Raw genomic sequence first — 15427 nt, forward strand, 5'->3', positions numbered from 1 at the left:
CATGAGCAAGGCAAATGGCGCGAGCCTGATCGACCTCCAGATCATGTGGCACCGGCTGATCGCCGTGGTCGAGGAGCAGGCGCAGGTGCTGCTCCGCACCGCCTTCAGCCCGATCGTGCGCGAATGCGGCGACCTCTCCGCCGGCGTGTTCGACCTCAGGGGACGGATGCTCGCGCAGGCCGTGACCGGCACGCCCGGCCACGTCAACTCGATGGCGGAATCGGTCAAGCACTTCATTGCGCATTTCCCGATCGAGACGATGAAGGAAGGCGACGCCTACATCACCAACGATCCCTGGATGGGCACAGGTCACCTCAACGACTTCGTCGTCACCACGCCCTGCTTCAAGGACGGCAAGCCGGTCGCGCTGTTCTCCTGCACCAGCCATCTCATGGACATCGGCGGCATCGGCTTCGGCCCTGACGCCACCGACGTGTTCATGGAGGGGCTCTACATCCCCATGCTCAAGCTGATCGACCAGGGCGTCGTCAACGAAACGCTGATGGCGATGATCCGCACCAACACGCGGCTGCCGATCGACACCGAAGGCGACACCTATTCCCTGGCCGGCTGCAACGACGTCGGCTGCGAACGCCTGGTCGAGATGATGACCGAGTTCGAGATCAATACGCTCGACGAGCTCGGCGACTACATCTGCGATCGCTCGCGCGAGGCTGTGCTGGCCGAGATCGCAAAGCTGCCGAAGGGCAGCTGGCACAACACCATGGTCGTGGACGGCTACGATGCGCCGGTGACGCTCGCCGCGACGCTGACGATCTCGGATGAGGGCATCCACGTCGATTTCGACGGCACTTCGGCCGCTTCGAAGTTCGGCATCAACGTGCCCTTGTCCTACACCACGGCCTACACCGTGTTCGGCCTCGGCTGCGTCGTCGCCTCGCAGATCCCGAACAATGCCGGCTCGCTCTCGCTGCTGACCGTGTCGGCGCCCGCGGGGGCGATCCTGAACGCGCCGAAGCCCGCGCCGGTCGCCTCGCGCCACATCGTCGGACAGATGCTGCCGGACGTGGTGTTCGGCTGCCTGCGCCAGATCATTCCCGAGCGCGTACCCGCGGAAGGCACCTCGTGCCTGTGGAATCTCAACGTCCGCGGACAAACCCGTTCAGGTGCCGGCGGCAATTACGGGTTCTCGATGGCGGTGACTTCGAATGGCGGTACCGGCGCGCGCTTTGCGAAGGACGGGCTGTCGGCCACCGCCTATCCCAGCGGCGTGCGCGGCACGCCGGTCGAGATCGCTGAGACGCAAACGCCGCTGATCTTCTGGCGCAAGGAGCTTCGCCCGGATTCCGGCGGCGCCGGGCGCACCCGCGGCGGTCTCGGCCAGATCATCGAGGTCGGCAGCGGCATCGATGCGCCCTTCGACATCCTCGCTGCATTCGATCGCATCGATCATCCGCCGCGCGGCCGCGACGGCGGCCGGAACGGCGAGGCCGGCTATGTCGGCCTGAAGTCTGGACAGAAGATGCGCGGCAAGGGTTTTCAGACCGTACCGCCTGATGACCGGCTGGTGGTGATGACGCCGGGCGGTGCCGGCATCGGCGCGCCCACCGAACGCGAGCGCACGGCGGTCAACGACGACATCGAGAGCGGCCTGGTGTCTGCCGACAATGCGGCCGCCCTGTACGGATACGCGCGGGGCTAGCTCCGCTGCGTTGACTGCGGCCGTTTACTGGCCGCAGTCATTCGGCGGTGCCTTGCCGGCAAAGCGGTCGGTCATCCAGTTCACCGCGGCCATGGTGCTCGCCTGTGCGGCGCGGCCGTGTCCGATGTTGGGAAGGGTGACCATTTTCACGGGGCTGCCCGCCTTGCACAGCCGGCCCATATAGGCGCGCGTCACCGCGGGCCGGATGATCTGGTCGACGGTCCCCTGCGCGAGGAACACAGGCAAGCCGGCGGGCAAGGTGCCGGCGCTGTTCTTCTCCAGTAGCGAGCGCCACGGCTCGGCTTTGGTCGGGTCGGGCACGGTCAGGAAATGTTGCTGGAGCGGCCGCTCGGTCCGCTGGCGGATGAAGATGTCGAAGGGACCTTCGATGCATTCGCGCGCCAGTCGGTCGATGACCGGAAGTGCGCGCGGGTCTACGACACCGTCGAGCGCGGCGTCGTAGACGCGATGCCATGACCACAGCGTCATTGCGGTGATGTTCTTGCCGCCGACTGAGTTGATGTCGTCGCTCATCAGCGTGGCAAGATCCGTCGCGGGCGCCGCAGCGGCAACGCCGAGCAGATGGAGATCGGGCGCATAGGTCGGCGCCAGCCGTCCGGCGAACAGCACAGCCTGTCCGCCCTGCGAGTGTCCCCACAAGGCAAAATCCTTGGCTCCGCCGGCGCCCGGCAGATCGCGCGCAACGCGCACGATGTCGAGCACGGCGCGGCCCTCGCTCTCGCCGACGAGATAAGGATGCGGACCCGGCGTGCCGAGCCCGGGATAGTCGGTTGCCGCGACGATGTAGCCACGCGCCACCATCGAGCGCAGTCCCTGGATCTGCTGGAACAGGAAGATCGCGAGCGACGGTGCGCAGCGCGGCACAATGCCTGACGTTGGATGCGCCCAGGCCACGATCGGGCGGCCGCCGGGCGGCGGCGGGCCCTGTGGTACGATGACGACGCCGGAGACGAGAATGGGTTCACCTTTCAATCCGGTCGATCGGTAGAGCACGCGGTAGCTCGAGGCGCCGAGCGGTGCGCCATACATCGGCTCCTGTCGCACCAGGCTGCCGGGCAGACCGTCCGCGAGCGATGCCGGCGCGTCGTAGAAGGGCGATTGCGCGCGTGCCGCTACCAACCCGGCGAACATGACGAGTGCGGCCATCGCCCCGCGGCCGAACGGGCTCAGCATCTGCAAGCCGGTCCTGCGCATGGTCACATCCCGTACAGGATTTTCAGCTCGCCGCTGGCGCGCAGCGCGAGCGTCAGGCCGTCGGCCAGCAGCAGTGCCTTGTCGAACTGAATCGAGGACAGCTTTCCTTCTGTGCGAAAGCCGTCCTTGAGCGGCCGCGTCAGTCGCTGGTTCGCCGCCATCAGCAGGTTCTGGTAGGAGATGCCGTAGTCGATGTTCACGGCCTGCTTCAATTGCGCGACGATCGGTTGCAAGGCTGTGTCGCTCTGTCCGCCGTCCTGCGTGGCGACGTCGAGATCGCCAAGACCTACGCTCTTATTGCCGTCGTCAATCTTGAGCGCAGCGGCGAGATAACTCCATAGCCCCGCATTGGGATCGCTGTCAGAGGTGTTCGCAAGACGAAGGCCGATCACAAGCTTGCCCGACGACGGATAGACCTGCACCTCGCGCAAGTTCGTGTCCTGCGCCGGCAGCGCTGCGATCGCCTGGCTGATCTTGTCCTTGATCGCGTCATAGCCGATGCGAACGGGGAGGATGACGTCGAACGTGCCCGGTGCGGCTACGTCGGAGCCGAGCTGTGGCAGCGGAGTCGGCACGACGCTCGCTCCCTGCTGTCCGATTGACGTCACCGCAGTGCCGGAGAGTTCGAGCGAGCCCGACAGAACCTTGTCGTTGGCGCGGACGCCGGCGAAGGCTGCGCTCCGCGGCGTTACTTGCAGCCAGACCGGCGGCTCGTCGGCGAGCTTCATCGGTTCGAACGCATGTGTCCAGGCAGCGGCCGCCTTGTCCCGCAGATTGAGTTTCCTTGCCGCGGCCAGCGCACGTGATCGCACGCGCGCGAGCTGCGTACGGATGCGCGGCTCGACGTAGGGCGCAAGATCGACCTCGCGGCCGAGCACGTGCAAATAAGGTGCTTCGCTCCAGTGGAAGGAGTCGCTGAAATTCAGGTCGAGCGACCAGTCCTTGCGCAGCGCGGGCCGTGCCTCGGCCTCGATCGTCGCGCGCGCTTCGGTCTGGCCGCGGATGCGCGCGGTGAAGCGGTTGGCGCCCTGGCCTTCGGCCGCGCCGTAGATCGAGACTGCACCATAGACGCGGTCGCCGCGGCCATAGAGCGAGACGCCGCTGGTGCGATTGACGAAGCCAAACACGTCGCAATTGGCGTTGACACGGAACATCAGTACGCGGCGGTGCACGCAGTTGACGCGCTCGTCGATGGTGGCAAGCCGCTTGGGGATATCCTGCTCGATCGCCTTGGCGAGCGCCGGCAGACCGAACTCAATGGTTGCGGACACCCGTGAGGTCGTCGCGAGCGGCGCCGGCGGATCAGGAGCGAGCGGCGGCTTGTCGGCGGCGTGCGCGGCTTGCGCGAGCGCGGTGAGGGCGAGCGCAACAAGCCCGGCACGTTTCGTCGAACGAACAATTCGCAAAGAAACGGGCATTCTTCTTATTCCAGCTTGGCCCTGCTTCGCGCCCATGCCGCCGGCAGCGGTGCCGTTCGGTCTTCAGAGCAAAATCGCGGAAGGAGAGGGCGGTCAGTGGATCAATTATTGCTTGTATTCAATGGTCGCGTATCGCGGCACTTGTATGGCGCGGCGTCGCGCTTTGAGCAAGGCTTTGTATATCGCTCCGGTATGATGGCCGTTCTTGAATTCCTCAAAAGAGATTGACGCCGCCCCAGTCCAAATGATCACGCGACGAAGCTTCTCCGCGGGCGCTGCGATGTTTGAGTCTGAGAACTGCCGGCCGAGACGAAACGGTCAGCGCAGCTGACGTTTCGAATTGTCCCCGTGCGTCAAGTTCACGCCGTGCGCGCATTCCGTCTTTGCACTCCCCGTGATCCGGCGTACTCTGTGAGGGCGCGCAGAAGTGCAATAGCAACCACTCCAGTGAACGTAGCTCCTTTGGCGACATGCGCCGAGAGAGGGGGATATCTGTTGGCAGCTCATCCTCGATAGAGAACAATCGACGCGCACTGAACTGCAAACATCCCTCGCGGCGTCTGCGAGACGCGAGTTCAACAAACACAAAAGCGGGAGGAACGGATGAAGAAGCGTTGGTGTAATTCTGGTCTACCTCTTGTTGCCGGCGCGACGCTGATCGTGTCGTCGGCGTTGGCCCAAACCGTGGATACTGCCCGGATCGAGAACGCCGGTCAGAACGATTGGCTCACCTATCATGGTTCATACAAATCCCATCACTACAGCCCGCTCGCGCAGATCAATGCGAGCAACATCGGCAATTTGGGCGTAGCCTGGACGCACATTCCCGGACGATCGACGCGCGGCCTGCAGTCAATGCCGCTCGTGGCCGATGGCGTGCTCTACTATTCGGGTTCGTACAGCCGGGTCTTTGCACTGAACGGCGCGACCGGCGAGGTCATCTGGTCGTTCTTTCCGGAGCTCGACGAGGCGCTCATCAGCCGACAGACCCACTCGCCCTACAATCGCGGCGTAGCTCTCGGTGAAGGCAAGGTCTTCGTCGGTACGATGGATGGCCGTCTGTTCGGGCTCGATGCGAAGTCGGGAAAGGTGCTCTGGGAAACCAGGCTGATCGACTCGCAGAAGCTCACGGTCGGCTTCACTGGCGCGCCGCTTTACGCGAAGGGAAGCGTCATCATCGGCTCGCAGGGGGGGGAATGGCCGGGCCGTGGCCCGATCTTCGCTGTCGATGCCACCACCGGCAAGAAGAAGTGGGAGTTTCTGACGGTCGCGGGCACCGACGAGGCCATGAAGACCTGGGGCAACGATTCCTGGCGCACGGGCGGTGGCGGCGGCTGGATGCCTGGCACCTACGACTCCGAGACCAACTCCGTCCTGTGGGGCACCGCGAACCCGGCGCCGCTCTACGATTGGTCGGGCGCCGACTACAAGACGCAAGGTGCGCGTCCCGGCGACAATCTCTATACGAGTTCGGTCATCGCTCTCGATATCGATACCGGAAAGCTGAAATCCTACCATCAGGAACTGCCTCACGACGCCTGGGACTTCGACAGCGCCGTCGGCGAGTTCGTGATGCTTGAGCGCGACGGCCAGAAATACGTGGTTCATCCGAACAAGGGCGGCTTCGTCTTCGTCTACGACCGTAATCTTGGCGTGAAGAACGTCTGGCGGCTGGTCGAGAACATCAACTTCGTCAAGGATATCGATCCCAAGACAGGTGCGCTGATCGGACGTCGCGATTTCCCGGTCGGGAAAGTCACTGAAGTACCGCTGTGTCCCTTCATTGGCGGCGGCATCAGCTGGAACGCCGGCTCGTACAACCCGAAGACCGGTCTTTACTACAAGATCGGCCAGGAATGGTGCATGACGCTGGATATTCAGAAGACGACGCCGGTCACCGCGCCCCAGGTCCAGCTCAACATCGGCGCCGACTTCAAGATGGTGCCGCCTCCGAGCGGCGAGATCTACGGACATCTCGACGCGCGCGACCCGATAACGGGCGCGAAGAAATGGGAGGTTCGCTTTCCCGAGCCGCCGCTTGGGAGCGTTTTGTCGACCGGGGGTAATCTCGTGTTCGTACCCGACTCCCGCGGCATCCTTCACGCCTACGATGCCGAAACCGGGGCCGAGTTGTGGAAGCACAACAACGGCACCGGCCACCAGGGCGGTATCGTCAGCTACTCCGTCGGCGGCAAGCAATATATCGCCGTGACGGCCGGCTTCGGCGGGATGCTGGCGGACGAATATGCGCCAAACTTCGGCGGCGTCTACAAGAGCATGCCACGCGACGACGGCGCCCTCGTCGTCTTCAGCTTGAAATAGTCTGCCTCAAACGATCTGCCGAGAAACGGGTGCAAGCCCGCTTCTCGGTCGATTGCAGCGGCCGCGCGTGATTCAGGAATGGAGCGGACGTGTTGAAACTGCATTCGATGTCGCTTCCGGCGGTGCTAGGGGCCTCGTTGCTGTGCGTTGTGGTGGCTCGAGCTCAATCTGCCACGCCGGCGCCGGACAACGGGTCGTTGGACGTCGAACAGTTGTTCGCGGGGACCTGCGGCTTTTGTCACTCCGACGGCGGCCGGGCTGCCGGCAGGGGACCGCAACTGATGAATTCGCAACGAGACGACGAATTTCTGCACAACCGTATCAAGATCGGCAAGCAAGGTGCGATGCCGGCATTCGGCGAGAGCTTCAGCGACGCGCAGATCGACCAGATCGTCAAATATATCCGCGCCTTGAAGCCGCGCGAGGGCTGACCCTCCGGGACCTGATCCATCCAGATGAGACGCGGCATGAAAGCAATTGTCCTGGTTATCGTCGGTGCCGCTATCGGGCTGTCGGGACCGGCGCAGGCGCGAACCCTGGACGCGATCCGCGCCAGTGGCGCGCTCGGACTATGCGCGCATCCCAACTCGCTCCCTTTTGCGCGCAAGGGCGGCGATCCGCCCGGTTTTCAGGTTGAGTTGGGACAGGTGCTGGCACGCGAGCTCGGTGTCTCGCTGCGGCTCGACTGGATCATCACGCAGTATCAAATGCGCAGCGCCAACTGTGACATTCTCCTGGATGTCATCGCCGATCGCGAAGCGCAAGGCGAGACCCGTTTGAGGATCTCGAAACCATACTATCGCACGGGCGTCGCGCTCGCGGTGCCGTCATCCAGCGCGCTCACTTCGTTCAAGAGCCTCAGCGAGCATACCAAGGTTGGGGTCCAGGTCGGCTCTGTCGCTGCCATGATCATCGGTCAGCGGCACGTGCCCACATCGACCTTCGGCTTCGAGACCGACAGCCTCGATGCCGTATCAAACCATGAGATCGATGCGGCTGCGGTCACGCCCACCGCGGCGAGCTATTTCAATCTGACGCATCCTGACAAGCCACTCCGGATCCTGGATCGCGACGAGGGCGTGGCCGACCTCAACTGGAATGTCGCCGTCGGCATGGTCCGCCCGGATGATGCGTTGCGCGAGGCGATCGATGGGGCGCTGGAACGGCTGCGCAACGACGGCACGATCGATCGGATCTACGGTCGCTATGGGATCGTGCTGCAAACGCCGAGGTAGCTGAATTGCTGAAGGAACGACGCCGTCCCGGTTTGGCCAGGACGACGTCGCTATGAAGATCTCGCTTTGGCCTTACGCCGCCGCCTTCTTGCGCGCCTGCTCGGCCTTGTACAGCTCGAACTCTTCGGCGATCGCCTTCGCGACCGACGGCCGCTGGCGCAGGCGGTCGTGATACGCCTTCACGTTCGGCCATTTGGCGAGCTCGATCGGCGGGGTCGCCATGGTCCAGTTGATGACCGTGACGAGATAGGCGTCGGCCACGCTGAAATGGTCGAGCAGGAAGTCGCGGCCCTTCAGGTAGTTGTCGAGATAGTCGAGCCGCGACAGGTTCTTCTCCAGCGCATAGGCCTTGGTTTCCTGCGGCGCCTTTCGGTCGAGCAGGGGGATGAAGAGGCCCTTGTGCAGCTCGGTGCCGATGAAGCAGAGCCATTGATGCAGCCGGGTGCGATCGATGCCCTCGGCCGCACCGAGGCCGGATTGCGGGAATCGATCCGCGACATATTGCAGGATCGCGGCGTTCTCGGTCAGCACCACGCCCTCGTCGGTGCGCAGCGTCGGCACGAGGCCGATCGGGTTGATCGTGCGGAAGTCGGTGCCGTCGTTCAGCACTTTCTTGGTCGGCGGATCGACTTCGAGATAATTCGCTTCGGCGCCGGCTTCATACAGCGCGACGCGGGTCGCCATCGAACAGGCGAGCGGCGAGAAATAAAGATCCATCTTGGGCCTCCTTGGGCAATTCCTCTTTGGATGTCGCTCAACCTGGCCAGATTGATTTTTGTACCATCTTGTATAATATCGCGGCGGTCAAGGATTAGTTTGCGAAATGGTACAAAAATCGAAGCCGCCAGCTGCCGCCAATGAGCCGAAGCGGCGTGGCCGTCCGCGCGCCTACGAGCCCGACGTCGCGCTCGGCAAGGCGCTCGACCTGTTCCGCAGGCAGGGTTTTGCGGCGACGTCGCTGGACGATCTCAGCGAAGCGACCGGCATGAACCGGCCGAGCCTCTACGGCGCCTTCGGCGACAAGCGCGAGCTCTACATCAAGAGCTACCAGCGCTACCGCGAGGACGCGCGCGCCTCGATGGTGGAGATCTTTCGCCAGGAGATGCCGGTGCGCCAGCGGCTCGAGCGCATCTTCGCGTCCGCACTGAACATCTATCTCTCCGGCGAGACCGGTCCGCGCGGCTGCTTCACGGTGGTGACCGCGGCGTCCGAAGCCGTCGGCGATCCCGAGATCCGTGCCATGGTGCTGGATGGACTGACCGAGCTCGACAAGGCCTTTGCCAGTTGCTTCCGCCGCGCCAAGGAGAAGGGCGAGTTGCCCGCGAGCGCCGACCCGGCCGTGCTGGCGCAGCTCGCCTCCGCAACCGTGCATTCGATCGCCATCCGCTCCCGCGCCCGCGTGTCGCGCAAGGAGCTCGAGGCGATCGTGAAGGGGGCGATTGACGTGATGGTGGGGGCCAAAAGTTAGGCCGTCGTCCCGGGGCGCGCATAGCGCGAGCCCGGGACCCATAGCCACAGCGAGAAGTTTGTCGAAGACTGGTCGTTCGGTACTGCGACCAGCCGCAACGATAAATCACGCAGTATGGGTCCCCGCGTACGCGGGGACGACAGCGAGGGTGGGGCGCGTGCGTGCCTCTCCCAGCCTGCCGAAGCGTCTAATATCCCCGTGCCCGGTCCACCACGTTCTCCAGCGCACCGCCGACCTCGAACTTTGCGATTTGCTCGGCGACATAGGCCGAGATTGCATCGGCGTCGGTGTCGGCCGCGTTGTGCGGGGTCAGCAGCACCTTGGGGTGGGTCCAGAACCGGCTGTCCGCAGGCTGCGGCTCCTGCACGAAAACGTCGAGCGAGGCCGCGCCAAGCGTGCCGTCGTCGAGGCAGGCCAGGATATCGGCTTCGTTCTGCAAGCCGCCGCGACCCGCATTGATCAGCACGGGCGCGCCGAGCGGGCTGCTGCGGTTGAGCTTGGTGAAGACGTCGCGGTTGAGGATGCCGTGCGTATCCGGCGTCAGCGGCAACAGTGAGACCAGGATGTCGGTCTTGCGCAGGAATGCATCGATCTGCGCGGCGCCATGGAAGCATTCGACGCCCTCGATCGTGCGTGGGCTGCGGCTCCAGCCGGCAACCCGGAAGCCGAGCCGGCGCAGCACCTCGGCGGCATCGGCACCCAGCGTGCCAAGTCCCATCACGCCGACGGTGACGGCACTCGCCGGCCACTGATATTGCGGCTCCCAGCGTTTTGCGCGCTGCGAGTCCCGCAAGTACAGCTCCTGGCGGTGGTGCATCAGCACGTGCAGCACGACATATTCGGTCATGCGATTGGTGAGATCAGGCACGGCGACGCGCACCAGCGGCACGTCGGGCAGGCTCTTGTCGGCCATCAGCGCATCGACGCCGGCGCCCAGATTGAAGATCGCACGCAGATTGGGGAAAGAGCCGAGATCGCCCGGCACCGGCTTCCACACCGCGGCATAGTGCACTTCGGCCGGATCGAGCCCGGCGTTGGGCAGCAGCACCACGCGGCGGCCGCCGCAGACCGCGTCGAACCGGGCCTTCCAGCGCTCCGGCAGCCAGTTCTGCTGCGTGCTGTTGATCAGGACGGCCAGTGTGCCCATGCTCATTCGAAGTGCCTCGTCGGTTCCGTTTTGAAAACCCTCCTTGGCACGATCCGACGGATTTTTCTCGCAAATTTTTTCCGCAGCCCTGTCGGGGCGGGGCATATTGGATCGTCTTAAAAACAAGTGTTCAGGAAGGTGCTGCCCATGCTTTATGCGATCCTCTGCTATCACGACGAGGACTTCGTCGGCTCCTGGAGCAAGGACCAGGACGAGGCTGTGATGAAGAAGCTCGCCGTGGTGCAGGACAAGCTCACACAGCAGGGCCGACTGGGTCCGGTGGCGCGGCTGCTGCCGACCACGGCGGCGGCGACCCTGCGCAAGGAAGACCCGCCGCTGGTGCTCGACGGCCCCTATGCGGAGACCAAGGAGCAATTGCTCGGCTTCTATATCGTCGACTGCAAAAACCTCGACGAAGCCCTCGACGTCGCGCGCGACCTCGGCGCGGCCAATCCCGGCGGCGCCTATGAGGTGCGCCCTGTGGGCGTGTTCAGGCCCGGAGGAATTTCGGCGTGAGCGACACCGACACCGCCTGGATCGAGACCGCGCTGACCTCGGCGCGCCCCCAGGCGGTCGGCGCGCTGCTGCGCTATTTCCGCGATCTCGACACCGCCGAAGAGGCCTTCCAGAACGCCTGCCTGCGCGCGCTCAAGACCTGGCCGCAGAACGGGCCGCCGCGCGATCCCGCGGCCTGGCTGATCATGGTCGGCCGCAACGTCGCCATCGACGAGGTCCGCCGCGCCCGCAAGCAGCAGCCGCTGCCGGAGGATGACCAGGCCATCTCCGATCTCGACGACGCCGAGGGCGCGCTCGCCGAGCGGCTCGACGGCTCGCACTACCGCGACGACATCCTGCGGCTGATGTTCATCTGCTGCCATCCGCAGATGCCGGCGACCCAGCAGATCGCGCTGGCGCTGCGCATCGTCTCCGGCCTCACCGTGAAGCAGATCGCGCGCGCCTTCCTGGTCTCGGAAGCGGCGATGGAGCAGCGCATCACCCGCGCCAAGGCGAAGGTCGCCGAGGCCGGGGCGCCGTTCGAAACGCCCGGCGCGGTCGAACGCTCCGAGCGGCTCGCCGGTGTTGCCGCAATGATCTACCTGATCTTCAACGAAGGCTATTCGGCCAGCGGCGACACGGCGGAGATCCGAAAGCCGCTGTGCGAGGAAGCGATCCGGCTGGCGCGGCTGCTGCTGCGGCTGTTCCAGAGCGAGCCGGAGATCATGGGGCTCGCGGCGCTGCTGCTGTTGCAGCATGCGCGCAGCGCCGCGCGCTTTGCCGCGGACGGCGCGGTGATCCTGCTCGACGACCAGGATCGTACGCTGTGGAACGGCAACATGATCGCGGAAGGCCTGGCGCTGATCGACAAGGCGATGCGCCATCGCCGCAGCGGCCCCTATCAGGTCCAGGCCGCGATCGCCGCGCTGCATGCGCGCGCGTCGACGCCCGAGGAAACCGACTGGACACAGATCGACCTGCTCTACGGCGCGCTCGAACTGATGCAACCTTCGCCGGTGGTGACGCTCAACCGCGCGGTTGCCGTCTCCAAGGTGCGCGGCCCGCAAGCGGCGCTCGAGCTGATCGAGCCGCTGGCGCCGAAGCTCACCAACTACTTTCATTTCCACGGCGTGCGTGGTGCCTTCCTGATGCAGCTCGGCCGCAACGACGAAGCCCGCATCGCCTTCGACCACGCCATCGCGCTCGCCAATACTTCGGCGGAAGCCGCCCATATCCGCATGCACATCGATCGCCTGATCCGGGACAGCCAGCCGAAGGGCGCCAATGGCGGCGCCAGGCAGGGCGCAAAGGCAAAGTGACGGCCAAAAATTTCGTCCCGCCAATTGTCGGCTCCCGCCGTTCCCCTTCGTCTTAATTCCATATCCAGGGAGCCACTCATGCTGAAAGCCATTGCCATCATCGCCGTCGTCCTCGCCGTCGGCATAGCCGCGGTCCTCGTCTTCGCATTGACAAAACCCGATACGTTCCGTGTCGAGCGCTCGCTCGCCGTGAAGGCGCCGGCCGATGCGATTTATCCGCACGTTGCCGATTTCCATTTCTGGATGAGCTGGTCGCCCTATGAGGATCGCGACCCCGGCATGAAGCGGACCTTCGGCAGAACCGCGTCAGGCAAGGGCGCGACCTATGCCTGGGACGGCAACAATAATGTCGGCGCCGGGCATATGGAGATCCTCGAGGCAAGCACACCGTCGAAGCTTCGGATCAAGCTCGATTTCGAGCGCCCGTTCGAAGGCCACAACACCGCCGAGTTCACCTTTGTGCCGCAAGGCGATGCCACATTGGTCACATGGGCGATGTACGGTCCGGCGCCGTTCATGTCCAAGGTGATGCAGGTGTTCATCAACATGGACAACATGATCGGCAAGGACTTCGAGACCGGCCTCGCCAGCTTGAAGAAGCTCACCGAAAAGTAACAAGGCTTGCTGCCCGAAAGAGCAGCCAAGAAACCGCCGAGAAACTGCAAGGAACTGCCAACGAACCGCCAAGAAAACGAAGAGGAGAGAAACGATGCTCAATGCCTATCTGTTCTATCAGGACACCTGCGAAGCGGCGTTCAACTTCTACGCCAAGGTTTTGGGCGGCAAGATCGACGCCATGATGCGCTCATCAGAAGCGCCGCCGGATATGCCCGCCGCGCCCGGCCGCGAGAAGATGATCATGCATGCGCGGATGTCGCTGCCCGACGGCAGCGTGCTGATGGCCTCCGACGCGCCACCCGAGCATTTTCAAAAAGCCCAGGGCTTTTCGGTCTCGCTCACGGTCACCGACCCCGCGGATGGGGAGCGCAAGTTCAACGCGCTCGCCGACGGCGGCACCGTCACCATGCCCTTCAGCAAGACGTTCTGGGCCAAGGGCTTTGGCATGTGCGTCGACAAGTTCGGCATTCCCTGGATGGTGAACTGCCCGGCCGAGGGCATGTGACAGGCGTGACCGCCTGATGCACCAAGCCGTAATCTCTCTACCGTAGTTGCGGGAGAGGGCCCGTTAGCTGTCGGCATGTCACACGACCGATCGGCCGGATGCTCGCTCACCGGCGCGATCCGGTCACGTCATCGCTTGGCGGGGACGGTTCGACGCAGCGAGGGCAGATCACGAGTTTCGTGCCAAGCTGCTTGTCGTTCTCCGCCTCGATTTCGTCATGGACCACCCACCACGCCTCGGAGAACGGGCGCAAGGTGGCGAGCACTCTTTCCCGCTCCTGATTGGGATTGTCCTGCGCAGGTGCCGGGTTCGCTGTGCGCCGCTTTGTGACAGAGGGGCGGTGAGGGGCCTGGTTCGGATCCCGGCCGAGGCCGTCCCATGCGATCGGTCGGCGCTCCTGCGCCGGCGCCGCCGCGCATCCGAGGAGCGCTGCGCAAAAAGTGAGCAAGACGAAGCCGTGACGCAGCATGCCGGACCCTTGGTGCGGTACGCGACACGCAAACTCCGCGTGCGGAGCTTTGCATCGCGCCGGTTAAATGGAACCTAAGGGAAACGACGTGGCCGCCAGGCCCAATATGGAATCGTGCTCTCGCATCACATTGCGAGAGCAGTGAGGCCGCTTCGTGAAATGATGAGGATCGCATCGCACAACAACTGGCGAAATATTAGGCTGTAAACTCCACGACAGAATCGCTAATAATTTCTTCATAAATTCTACAAACTGGGGTGGGCGTAACTTGGAAGGGGAGCGACCGATGGCAGCGGCGCTACAAATCAATTTTGCACTTTGGGGCATGCTCATCTGCGCGACATTGGAATTGGCGCAGACCATCCAGAGGCTCTACTAGGCCTAACGAAATGCGTGGCCGGCGCAATTTCGCCGTCGCGCTTGCCGGCTAGCTCACCAGCAACGCGATGAGCGTGAAGCTGACGCTCGCGATCACGATCATCGAGAGGATGTAGTTGCGCGGCCGTGCCGTTCGCGCACGCGGCGGTCTCCGCCGCTGCAGTGGCTCGCTCGCCTGCCATGCGAGCTCCGACGGCGCGAGCGCGGCCTCTGCGCCCGAGCCGATATATTTCACATAGAGCTCGAGCAGCCGCAGCTCGGACGGCAGGTCCATCAGGTCCTCGCGGTGGCGCCGCGACAGCAATTCGAATTCGACGGTTTCCTCGGAGCTCAACTGGCCAAGGACAATGCGTCCCTGGTCCGACAGGCGGTAGTGAAAATCGATGGGCTGCACGGCCTGCGATGGGTTTGAAAATGAGTAATCTTGAAAAAGCGAAACCATCCTAGTCTGTGACCACTGCTGAGATTATGACGGCCCTGCAGCCATCGTGACCCGAGCGGCCTCAATCTGGACGGGGCCATCATAGACGGTCGGGAAAGGCCGCAAACCGCGTAAATTGGGCAGGCATTGCCAAGCGGTTGAGCGGATTTCGTGTCGGATCGTCGGGATTTTGCAAAACTGCCTAATAGCCGGACAGCGCCGGATGCAACCCGGTCACATCGCTGGCGGCCGCCTGTTGCTCAGCGGCAGCGCGGATAGATCGCCGCAAGGTCGCGGCCCTTCAGCAAAAGCAATCTGGACGAGAGGCCACCGTGCCGGCTGATCCAGGCGCGCACCGGGCCGGGATAGGCCTGCAGCACCGCGTCGGAGGCTTCGGGCTCGGCATAAAAACGCCCGCGCCGGTCGACCGAACGCGCCGCGTGGAAGCCAAGTATCGCGCGTTTGGTGACGCAGATGCGCTCGCCCGGCACGATGCTGAGCACCAGCGTGCAGGCGGACAGGCACGGACCGTCGATCACCACGCGCTCGCCGCTCTCGCGCACCTGCTCGAACAGGTCGAGGAACGGCCCGACCTCTCCGCCCGGCGACTGGACGATGCGGATTTCGGCCATGGCGGGGGTGGTGGTAAAGAGCGCAGATGCGAGCATCCAGGCACCCACAAAGAACATGCGTCGCATGGAGCACTCCACAAGCTCGATCCCGTAGGGTGGGCAGAGCGTAGCGTGCCCACCAA

The 15427-nt window shown here is 64.1% G+C and carries 16 protein-coding genes; 9 read left to right on the forward strand and 7 right to left on the reverse strand.

Going from position 1 to position 15427, the window contains the following annotated elements:
* Window position 1: 1 nt before the first annotated feature.
* Complete coding sequence (locus tag QJT78_RS21475) at window positions 2–1663, forward strand: hydantoinase B/oxoprolinase family protein (protein WP_028151463.1); 1662 nt, start codon at window positions 2–4, stop codon at window positions 1661–1663.
* A 24-nt stretch (window positions 1664–1687) separates the two neighbouring features.
* Here QJT78_RS21475 and QJT78_RS21480 read toward each other — a convergent pair whose 3' ends face one another.
* The gene (locus tag QJT78_RS21480) at window positions 1688–2878 is read right to left on the reverse strand and encodes an alpha/beta fold hydrolase (protein WP_028151464.1); all 1191 of its coding nucleotides are present in this window, start codon (window positions 2876–2878) and stop codon (window positions 1688–1690) included.
* 2 nt (window positions 2879–2880) lie between these two features.
* Window positions 2881–4296 (reverse strand): DUF4403 family protein, encoded by a 1416-nt coding sequence (locus QJT78_RS21485; RefSeq protein WP_049807610.1) that lies wholly within the window; start codon window positions 4294–4296, stop codon window positions 2881–2883.
* A 603-nt stretch (window positions 4297–4899) separates the two neighbouring features.
* Here QJT78_RS21485 and QJT78_RS21490 point away from each other — a divergent pair.
* From QJT78_RS21490 to QJT78_RS21500, 3 genes are all read left to right on the forward strand, one after another.
* Window positions 4900–6618 carry a PQQ-binding-like beta-propeller repeat protein gene (locus QJT78_RS21490; RefSeq protein ID WP_028151465.1) on the forward strand — a complete coding sequence of 573 codons (1719 nt, stop codon included), beginning with the start codon at window positions 4900–4902 and terminating at the stop codon, window positions 6616–6618.
* Window positions 6619–6725: 107 nt separating this feature from the next.
* A complete protein-coding gene (locus tag QJT78_RS21495) occupies window positions 6726–7049 on the forward strand; it encodes a cytochrome c (RefSeq protein ID WP_085965707.1) in 324 nt (107 codons plus the stop codon).
* 36 nt (window positions 7050–7085) lie between these two features.
* Window positions 7086–7853 (forward strand): transporter substrate-binding domain-containing protein, encoded by a 768-nt coding sequence (locus tag QJT78_RS21500; RefSeq protein WP_028151467.1) that lies wholly within the window; start codon window positions 7086–7088, stop codon window positions 7851–7853.
* A gap of 72 nt (window positions 7854–7925) precedes the next feature.
* Here the strand turns inward: QJT78_RS21500 and QJT78_RS21505 are convergent, their stop codons facing one another.
* A complete protein-coding gene (locus QJT78_RS21505) occupies window positions 7926–8570 on the reverse strand; it encodes a glutathione binding-like protein (RefSeq protein WP_028151468.1) in 645 nt (214 codons plus the stop codon).
* Between the two features lie 106 nt (window positions 8571–8676).
* Here QJT78_RS21505 and QJT78_RS21510 point away from each other — a divergent pair, with 106 nt between their 5' ends.
* Window positions 8677–9321 carry a TetR/AcrR family transcriptional regulator gene (locus QJT78_RS21510; RefSeq protein WP_028151469.1) on the forward strand — a complete coding sequence of 215 codons (645 nt, stop codon included), beginning with the start codon at window positions 8677–8679 and terminating at the stop codon, window positions 9319–9321.
* Between the two features lie 187 nt (window positions 9322–9508).
* Here QJT78_RS21510 and QJT78_RS21515 read toward each other — a convergent pair whose 3' ends face one another.
* Window positions 9509–10474, reverse strand: a complete 966-nt coding sequence (locus tag QJT78_RS21515; RefSeq protein WP_028151470.1) for a glyoxylate/hydroxypyruvate reductase A — start codon at window positions 10472–10474, stop codon at window positions 9509–9511.
* A gap of 141 nt (window positions 10475–10615) precedes the next feature.
* Between QJT78_RS21515 and QJT78_RS21520 the strand changes: the two genes are divergently transcribed.
* From QJT78_RS21520 to QJT78_RS21535, 4 genes are all read left to right on the forward strand, one after another.
* Entirely contained in the window at window positions 10616–10984 is a 369-nt protein-coding gene (locus QJT78_RS21520; protein WP_014492384.1) for a YciI family protein, read from the forward strand.
* Complete coding sequence (locus QJT78_RS21525; protein ID WP_038943222.1) at window positions 10981–12282, forward strand: RNA polymerase sigma factor; 1302 nt, start codon at window positions 10981–10983, stop codon at window positions 12280–12282. The genes QJT78_RS21520 and QJT78_RS21525 overlap by 4 nt, the downstream gene beginning before the upstream one ends.
* A gap of 78 nt (window positions 12283–12360) precedes the next feature.
* Window positions 12361–12897, forward strand: coding sequence for an SRPBCC family protein (locus QJT78_RS21530; protein ID WP_028151473.1), 537 nt, complete (start codon window positions 12361–12363; stop codon window positions 12895–12897).
* Window positions 12898–12991: 94 nt separating this feature from the next.
* Complete coding sequence (locus tag QJT78_RS21535; protein WP_028151474.1) at window positions 12992–13405, forward strand: VOC family protein; 414 nt, start codon at window positions 12992–12994, stop codon at window positions 13403–13405.
* A gap of 106 nt (window positions 13406–13511) precedes the next feature.
* Here QJT78_RS21535 and QJT78_RS21540 read toward each other — a convergent pair whose 3' ends face one another.
* The 3 genes from QJT78_RS21540 to QJT78_RS21550 form a co-directional block, all read right to left on the reverse strand.
* Window positions 13512–13874: a hypothetical protein gene (locus tag QJT78_RS21540; RefSeq protein ID WP_028152201.1), complete on the reverse strand. Its 363-nt coding sequence runs from the start codon at window positions 13872–13874 to the stop codon at window positions 13512–13514.
* A gap of 427 nt (window positions 13875–14301) precedes the next feature.
* Window positions 14302–14646, reverse strand: coding sequence for a hypothetical protein (locus tag QJT78_RS21545; protein WP_028152202.1), 345 nt, complete (start codon window positions 14644–14646; stop codon window positions 14302–14304).
* 287 nt (window positions 14647–14933) lie between these two features.
* Complete coding sequence (locus tag QJT78_RS21550; protein WP_028152203.1) at window positions 14934–15371, reverse strand: hypothetical protein; 438 nt, start codon at window positions 15369–15371, stop codon at window positions 14934–14936.
* Between the last annotated feature and the right edge of the window lie 56 nt (window positions 15372–15427).

This window comes from Bradyrhizobium sp. Mp27, from assembly GCF_029953005.1.
GTDB lineage: Bacteria > Pseudomonadota > Alphaproteobacteria > Rhizobiales > Xanthobacteraceae > Bradyrhizobium > Bradyrhizobium barranii.

Excerpts from the sequence above, each read along its gene's own strand:
- QJT78_RS21540 (WP_028152201.1), bottom strand. The coding sequence starts at position 13,874 with ATGCTGCGTCACGGCTTCGTCTTGCTCACTTTTTGCGCAGCGCTCCTC.
- QJT78_RS21505 (WP_028151468.1), bottom strand. The coding sequence starts at position 8,570 with ATGGATCTTTATTTCTCGCCGCTCGCCTGTTCGATGGCGACCCGCGTC.
- QJT78_RS21530 (WP_028151473.1), top strand. The coding sequence starts at position 12,361 with ATGCTGAAAGCCATTGCCATCATCGCCGTCGTCCTCGCCGTCGGCATA.
- QJT78_RS21520 (WP_014492384.1), top strand. The coding sequence starts at position 10,616 with ATGCTTTATGCGATCCTCTGCTATCACGACGAGGACTTCGTCGGCTCC.
- QJT78_RS21480 (WP_028151464.1), bottom strand. The coding sequence starts at position 2,878 with ATGCGCAGGACCGGCTTGCAGATGCTGAGCCCGTTCGGCCGCGGGGCG.
- QJT78_RS21490 (WP_028151465.1), top strand. The coding sequence starts at position 4,900 with ATGAAGAAGCGTTGGTGTAATTCTGGTCTACCTCTTGTTGCCGGCGCG.
- QJT78_RS21515 (WP_028151470.1), bottom strand. The coding sequence starts at position 10,474 with ATGAGCATGGGCACACTGGCCGTCCTGATCAACAGCACGCAGCAGAAC.
- QJT78_RS21510 (WP_028151469.1), top strand. The coding sequence starts at position 8,677 with ATGGTACAAAAATCGAAGCCGCCAGCTGCCGCCAATGAGCCGAAGCGG.
- QJT78_RS21475 (WP_028151463.1), top strand. The coding sequence starts at position 2 with ATGAGCAAGGCAAATGGCGCGAGCCTGATCGACCTCCAGATCATGTGG.
- QJT78_RS21495 (WP_085965707.1), top strand. The coding sequence starts at position 6,726 with ATGTCGCTTCCGGCGGTGCTAGGGGCCTCGTTGCTGTGCGTTGTGGTG.
- QJT78_RS21485 (WP_049807610.1), bottom strand. The coding sequence starts at position 4,296 with ATGCCCGTTTCTTTGCGAATTGTTCGTTCGACGAAACGTGCCGGGCTT.
- QJT78_RS21500 (WP_028151467.1), top strand. The coding sequence starts at position 7,086 with ATGAAAGCAATTGTCCTGGTTATCGTCGGTGCCGCTATCGGGCTGTCG.
- QJT78_RS21535 (WP_028151474.1), top strand. The coding sequence starts at position 12,992 with ATGCTCAATGCCTATCTGTTCTATCAGGACACCTGCGAAGCGGCGTTC.
- QJT78_RS21550 (WP_028152203.1), bottom strand. The coding sequence starts at position 15,371 with ATGCGACGCATGTTCTTTGTGGGTGCCTGGATGCTCGCATCTGCGCTC.